This window comes from Mucilaginibacter sp. (assembly GCF_039935595.1).
Lineage (GTDB): Bacteria > Bacteroidota > Bacteroidia > Sphingobacteriales > Sphingobacteriaceae > Mucilaginibacter.
This window is the reverse complement of record NZ_JBDTJZ010000218.1, coordinates 1-5,736: the sequence shown is the minus strand read 5'-3', so window position 1 is coordinate 5,736 and position 5,736 is coordinate 1. Positions and strand designations below refer to the sequence as shown.

Annotated in this window: 5 protein-coding genes and 1 pseudogene; all 6 read right to left on the bottom strand. The window is 39.0% G+C overall.

Translation table 11 applies throughout. The features are described 5' to 3' along the window. Positions 1 to 77: 77 nt before the first annotated feature. Positions 78 to 941 (bottom strand): Cif family virulence factor, encoded by an 864-nt coding sequence (locus ABI367_RS15745; RefSeq protein ID WP_462227182.1) that lies wholly within the window; start codon positions 939 to 941, stop codon positions 78 to 80. 62 nt (positions 942 to 1,003) lie between these two features. Next, positions 1,004 to 2,467 (bottom strand): cysteine--tRNA ligase, encoded by a 1,464-nt coding sequence (cysS, locus tag ABI367_RS15740; protein WP_462227181.1) that lies wholly within the window; start codon positions 2,465 to 2,467, stop codon positions 1,004 to 1,006. 34 nt (positions 2,468 to 2,501) lie between these two features. Continuing rightward, positions 2,502 to 3,611 (bottom strand): endonuclease/exonuclease/phosphatase family protein, encoded by a 1,110-nt coding sequence (locus tag ABI367_RS15735; RefSeq protein ID WP_462227180.1) that lies wholly within the window; start codon positions 3,609 to 3,611, stop codon positions 2,502 to 2,504. Continuing rightward, complete coding sequence (locus ABI367_RS15730; RefSeq protein ID WP_462227179.1) at positions 3,601 to 4,470, bottom strand: rhomboid family intramembrane serine protease; 870 nt, start codon at positions 4,468 to 4,470, stop codon at positions 3,601 to 3,603. Before ABI367_RS15730 ends, ABI367_RS15735 begins: the two co-directional genes overlap by 11 nt. 17 nt (positions 4,471 to 4,487) lie before the next feature. Beyond that, entirely contained in the window at positions 4,488 to 5,192 is a 705-nt protein-coding gene (locus ABI367_RS15725) for a rhomboid family intramembrane serine protease (RefSeq protein ID WP_462227178.1), read from the bottom strand. Between the two features lie 26 nt (positions 5,193 to 5,218). After that, a pseudogene (locus tag ABI367_RS15720) lies at positions 5,219 to 5,736 on the bottom strand (DNA mismatch repair endonuclease MutL); the annotation flags it as partial.

Sequence of the window (5,736 nt, the reverse complement as noted above, 5' to 3'; positions counted from 1 at the left end):
GGGCGTTTTTTATAAATAATTAAATGTCCGGACTAATCACTAATCTCTAATTAACTAATCACTAGAATAATTGTTCACTAATTCTCAACTGCCGAAAACACTTCGAGCAATATATTCCATTTATAAGTAGAATCAATTTCCCAAATGCGTACGTAATTATAATTGCTCACAATATTGCCTTTTTTAATACGTGCACGGCCATAACTATAAGCCAGATCATTGCTTGACGAACGCCCGGCATTTACCGTTTCGGCCGATATGGTTATACCTTCGTTGGCAATAAATTTTAAAATCTTATCAGTACCGGTAAGCGGGTCAAACCCCGGGAAATAGTAGCGGCCTTCCGGACTCAGGAATACTTTATACGAGGCCAATGTTGATTTATTTAATGATTGATTGAATACTTTGTCGGTATTTAATATCACTGTTTTGCCATTAAATGGATCTTTACTTTCCGATACTTTTTTATTGGGATCGGGGTCTTTAAAATCAGTGGTGGCTTGCTGGTCAGATTCGGGATGCTGTATGCCCAGGTCTATTAATAATTTTAATTTATTATCAGCATCGGCATGCCATATTGATACATAATCGCCAAATACCTTATCATCATCCGTTTTACCATTTTGATATACATACGGACCGGCGGTAAATGCCAGATCGCCACTTTTTGAGATACGTGCAAATTTGGGTTCCCATTTCAATGTACCAGGCTGTTTGTCAAGGCTCGAATAAAAATCAACCATTTTTACCGCATTTGGTTTAAACACTATCCCTTCCGGATCAGCAACACTTAAAAAAGCCTCCTTTATGCCTTTACGGGCCACTAATTTGTTAAAAGCATCCTCGGCTGCTACCACCTTGTCTACCTTTGCAGGTGTTTGTGCAAACGCCGCACCGGTGCAAATAGTAAATAGAGTAGCGGCCATTATAATATTTTTCATGCTGAATTCAGGTTTTGAGTTATATGCCTATTATGATTTATATAGTAACGTAGTTTATTTAATTAAATTTTATTCCAGGTAGTACCTTCCTTACTATCTTTTAACTGGAAACCTATTTGCTGCAAGCCCTGCCTTATTTTATCAGATGTTGCATAATCATGGCTTACCTTGGCTTCGTTTCTTAATGATACGATAAAGTTTAACAGCTTAGGCAAGTCATCGTTGGCCGCTTGTTCATCCATCAACCCTAAAATATCAAAAACAAAGGTTTTTATCAGCGTTTTCAGACGCTGCAAATTAACCTCATCTATCTTCATTTTGCCATCATTAACAGAGTTAATAATGCGCGACGCTTCAAAAAGTTCGGCAATTAATACCGGGCTGTTAAAATCATCATTAAGCGCCTCATAACAACGCGCCGATATCTGCTCAACATCAACGTCAGTAGTAGCCGATTGTTTTAAATTATCTAATAAAGCAACTGCGGTCATTAAACGTTTAAAGCCTTTTTCTGATGCCTCCATCGCTTCGTTACCAAAATCAAGCGTACTGCGATAATGGGCCTGCAACATAAAAAACCTAACGGTCATTGGGCTATAGCCCCTCTCGAGTATGGAATGGTCGCCGGTAAATAACTCATGCGGCAAAAAGCTATTACCTAATGATTTTGACATTTTTTGGCCATTAACCGTCAGCATATTGGTATGTATCCAATACGTTGCCGGGTTTTTGCCGCAGCATGCTACGTTTTGTGCAATCTCATTGGTGTGGTGTGTAGGTACAAGGTCGAGCCCGCCGCCATGAATATCAAACTGGTTACCCAAATATTTATGGCTCATGGCCGAACATTCCAGATGCCAGCCCGGAAAACCCATACCCCATGGCGATGGCCATTGCATTAAATGCTCGGGTTTGGCCTTTATCCATAAAGCAAAATCAAGTTTGCCTCGTTTTTCATCCTGCCCGCCCAGGTCGCGGGTGTTGTTGATCATATCATCCAGGTTACGACCGCTTAAAATGCCGTAATCTGCTGTACTGTTATATTTTTCTACATCAAAATAAATTGACCCATCAACCTCATAAGCCAACCCCTTGGCTAATATTTGCTTTACCAGCTCAATCTGTTCAATAATATGGCCGGTGGCCGTAGGCTCAATACTTGGGGGCAGGGTATTAAAAATTTTAAGCACATCATGAAAACCTACGGTGTACTTTTGTACAATCTCCATAGGCTCCAATTGTGTTAATTTAGCTTTTTTCGATATTTTATCTTCCCCCTCATCGCCGCCGTCGCCTTCTAAGTGGCCGGCATCAGTAATATTACGTACATAACGTACTTTATAACCCAAATGGGAAAGGTATCTGAATATCAGGTCGAACGAAATATAGGTACGGCAATTGCCCAAATGCACATCACTATAAACAGTAGGGCCGCAAACATACATGCCTACATGCGGCGCGTTAAGGGGTTTAAACTCTTCTTTTTTGCGTGTTAAGGTATTATAAACAAATAAGTTTTGTTTCATTTGGCAAACTTACGATTTTTTGATTTGGTTGATCTTATTTCAATACCAGATCGGTTATAATAGGATAGTGGTCTGACAGCTTTTTTTCAACAATAGTATAGCTTTTAACATCAAATGCGGGCGTGGCCATTACGTAATCAATTTGGTAATTAGGAAAATCGCCATTGTAGGTGCGGCCCAGGCCAAAACCTTTTTCGCGGAAAGCATTCTTTAACCCTTTGCTCATCTGGTTAACCACGTATGATGTTGGAGTATCATTAAAATCGCCCGAAATAATATAAGGATATGGGCATTGTTTGGCATGGGCCTTTATTTTAAATACCTGTTCGGCCCGCTTAATAAAAGCGCGTTTTAATTTACCTCCAAGCCGTCGTGTTGATATCATATCAGGCTTGCCGCTCGAAATGGTATCCAGGTATTTATAATCTTCCTTTTTAAAATTTATAGATTGTAAATGCACGCTATATACCCTAAAAATACCGTTGGCTTTTTTTACATCGATGTATATACATTGGTTTTCGCTGCCAGGTTCGGCTAAAAGAAGAAGCCCTTTATTAATTATTTTGTATTTGGTAAACAGCGCAATGCCAATAGCCTCGTCCTCGTTTTGGTTAACATCCACAAAATAAAAATTATGGTATCCTAACAACTTATTCATGGAGTCTGTCATAGCGTATTGACCTCGTTTGCGCGTAAAATATTCCTGTATACCTATAATATCGGGGTCCTGTTTTTTTATAAGCGCTAATATATCATGCCTGGTCGATGTATCATGTGAGGCACCGTACTTTTTAAAATTATGCACATTATAGGTCATTAACCTAACTGCATTGGTGTCGGTTAACTTAGGCGTATTACTGTTGCCAAAATTGAAGGCGATATTATTATTAAGTACATTAATGCCAATAACAATACATCCGGCCGATAGCAAAGCGTACCAGTTTTTGCGAAAGGCCCAATAAAGTATCAACAATGCATTGGCCAATAATAACAGCGGATAGGCCAGGCCAAAAAAGGCTATTACCCAGTATTTTCTGGGATCGGCAATAGGTGCCAGATAGCTAATTAATAATGCCAGGCCTACGGCATAATTAATCCATAAAACTATTTTATCAAAAAAGGGGAGCTTTTTTTTAGCTTTCATTATTGCTTGCGCGAAATAATATTTCTTTTTCCTGCGTACTCAGGTTATCGTATCCACTTTTTGAAATTTTATCCAATATACGGTCAACCTCATCCTGCCTGGGTTTGTCCGACCGCTTTTTATCCTTATTATTTGAAACCACTTTCAATTTACTTCTTTTTTTGAAAATGGAGGTAATGCTCCCTACCCAATCATTACCACGCTGTAGTTGCTTTACGTATATAAACCCTATTAAGGCACCGCCTAAATGTGCTATTTCGCCCCCGGCATTAGGACCTGCTACTCCTAAAAAATCAATGGCAATATAAAACAATACCAACCATTTTAGCTTTACCGGGCCAATAAACATTAATGAGATGGTATAAGCAGGTGCAATAGTTGCCGCCGCGACAATAATGGCCATTACACTTGCCGATGCCCCAACTGCCGAACTAAGCACTACTGCATCACTATGTGCAAAAGCAGGTATAACATTAAAGCCTATAACATACAGAGCGGCGCCTGCAAGTCCGCCTAAAATATATAAGCCAACAATGCGCTTATTACCCAAAAAGTCTTCAAATATCTGGCCCATCCAATAAAGCCATAGCATATTAAACAGGATATGAAAAACACCGCTATGCATAAACATATAGGTGATGGGGGTCCAGAAACGGGTGAGTAGTTTGGGTAAATAAGCCGGCAGCGCTAAATATTCAAAAGCATAGCTTTTAATAACATCGCTTTGGGCAAATAGCTGTTCAATTACCGATGGTATATTAATAACTAAAAAAACAAATACATTAATAGCTATAAGCAGGTATATTTTACTGCTTGATTTAAAGGTTTTATAATATATACCATGCCAAAATGTATTCATATACCTATTAGTAATAATTAACTATAAAAATCTTTGGGCCCTTGCAAGTGCCAGGCTTTTACTAATATAAATCCTAAAATGGCCCCGCCCAAATGCGCGAAGTGGGCTACACTGTCACCATTAAACTGCCCTATACCTAATGATAGCTCTAACAACACATAAACCGGTATAATATATTTTGCCTTTACCGGTACCGGTATAAACATGATCATTAACTCGGCATTGGGGTATATCATGCCAAAAGCTATTAATAGTCCAAATATAGCGCCTGATGCGCCTACCATGGGTGAGCTATATATCTCCATTAATTTTTGCGACTTATCACCAAATTGTAAATAGGATGATTCTAACCCTGGTTGTGCAAGGGTTATGCTTCCGGCTATGGCATGTACCTCAATTGCCTGTACCACCATTTGTAAAATAATAGCGCCAAAACCACAGATAAAATAAAAATTAAAAAAACGCTTTGACCCCATTATATATTCTAAGGCCCCGCCAAAAGAAAAAAGCGCAAACATGTTAAAAAGTATATGCGCCCAGCCGCCATGTAAAAACATGTAGGTAATTAATTGCCATGGTTTAAAAAACGGAGAATTAAAATAATAAACGCCAAAGTTTGCTATTACTGGTTGGCCCCAAAATAAAACGGGCAAAAAGCATATAATATTTATAATAAGCAGGTTTTTTACAACCGGCGGAAGATTAGCGAAAGGTGATTGCATATATTTTTATAGTATTTAGCCGTTGGCTATTTTTCAAATCGTTCTAATAATTCGTTCATGGTAAAGGTAGTAATTACGGGCTTACCATTTAGGGCTTGATTTGGCATTTGGCACGCAAAAAGCTGATCGGTCAGTAAATTCATTTCTTCTGATGATAACTTGGTGCCTACTTTAATAGCGCCGTTACGTGCCAGTGCCCTTGCCAGGTTATCACGCTTATCTAACTTTAATATGGCCTGGTTGTTTTTAAACCCTTCCAGTAAATGCTCCAGCAATTCATGTTCAGCTACATTGCTTAATTCGGCAGGTATACCCTCAACTACCACGGTGTTTTTGCCAAATTCCCTTATGTCAAAGCCCAACGCCCTTATATCCGGCAAAAGTTCTTTTAATAACTCAAAATCGGCACCGTTTAGTGTAACCGACTGCGGAAATAAACTTTGCTGACTAACGCCTGATTGCGTTTGCAACTGCTGCAAAAAACGTTCGTATAAAATACGCTCATGCGCGGCCTGCTGGTTTATCAGCATAAAGCCCGATTTTA

Coding starts and splice junctions, on each gene's coding strand:
- ABI367_RS15735 (WP_462227180.1), bottom strand. CDS start 3,611: ATGAAAGCTAAAAAAAAGCTCCCCTTTTTTGATAAAATAGTTTTATGG.
- ABI367_RS15730 (WP_462227179.1), bottom strand. CDS start 4,470: ATGAATACATTTTGGCATGGTATATATTATAAAACCTTTAAATCAAGC.
- cysS (WP_462227181.1), bottom strand. CDS start 2,467: ATGAAACAAAACTTATTTGTTTATAATACCTTAACACGCAAAAAAGAA.
- ABI367_RS15725 (WP_462227178.1), bottom strand. CDS start 5,192: ATGCAATCACCTTTCGCTAATCTTCCGCCGGTTGTAAAAAACCTGCTT.
- ABI367_RS15745 (WP_462227182.1), bottom strand. CDS start 941: ATGAAAAATATTATAATGGCCGCTACTCTATTTACTATTTGCACCGGT.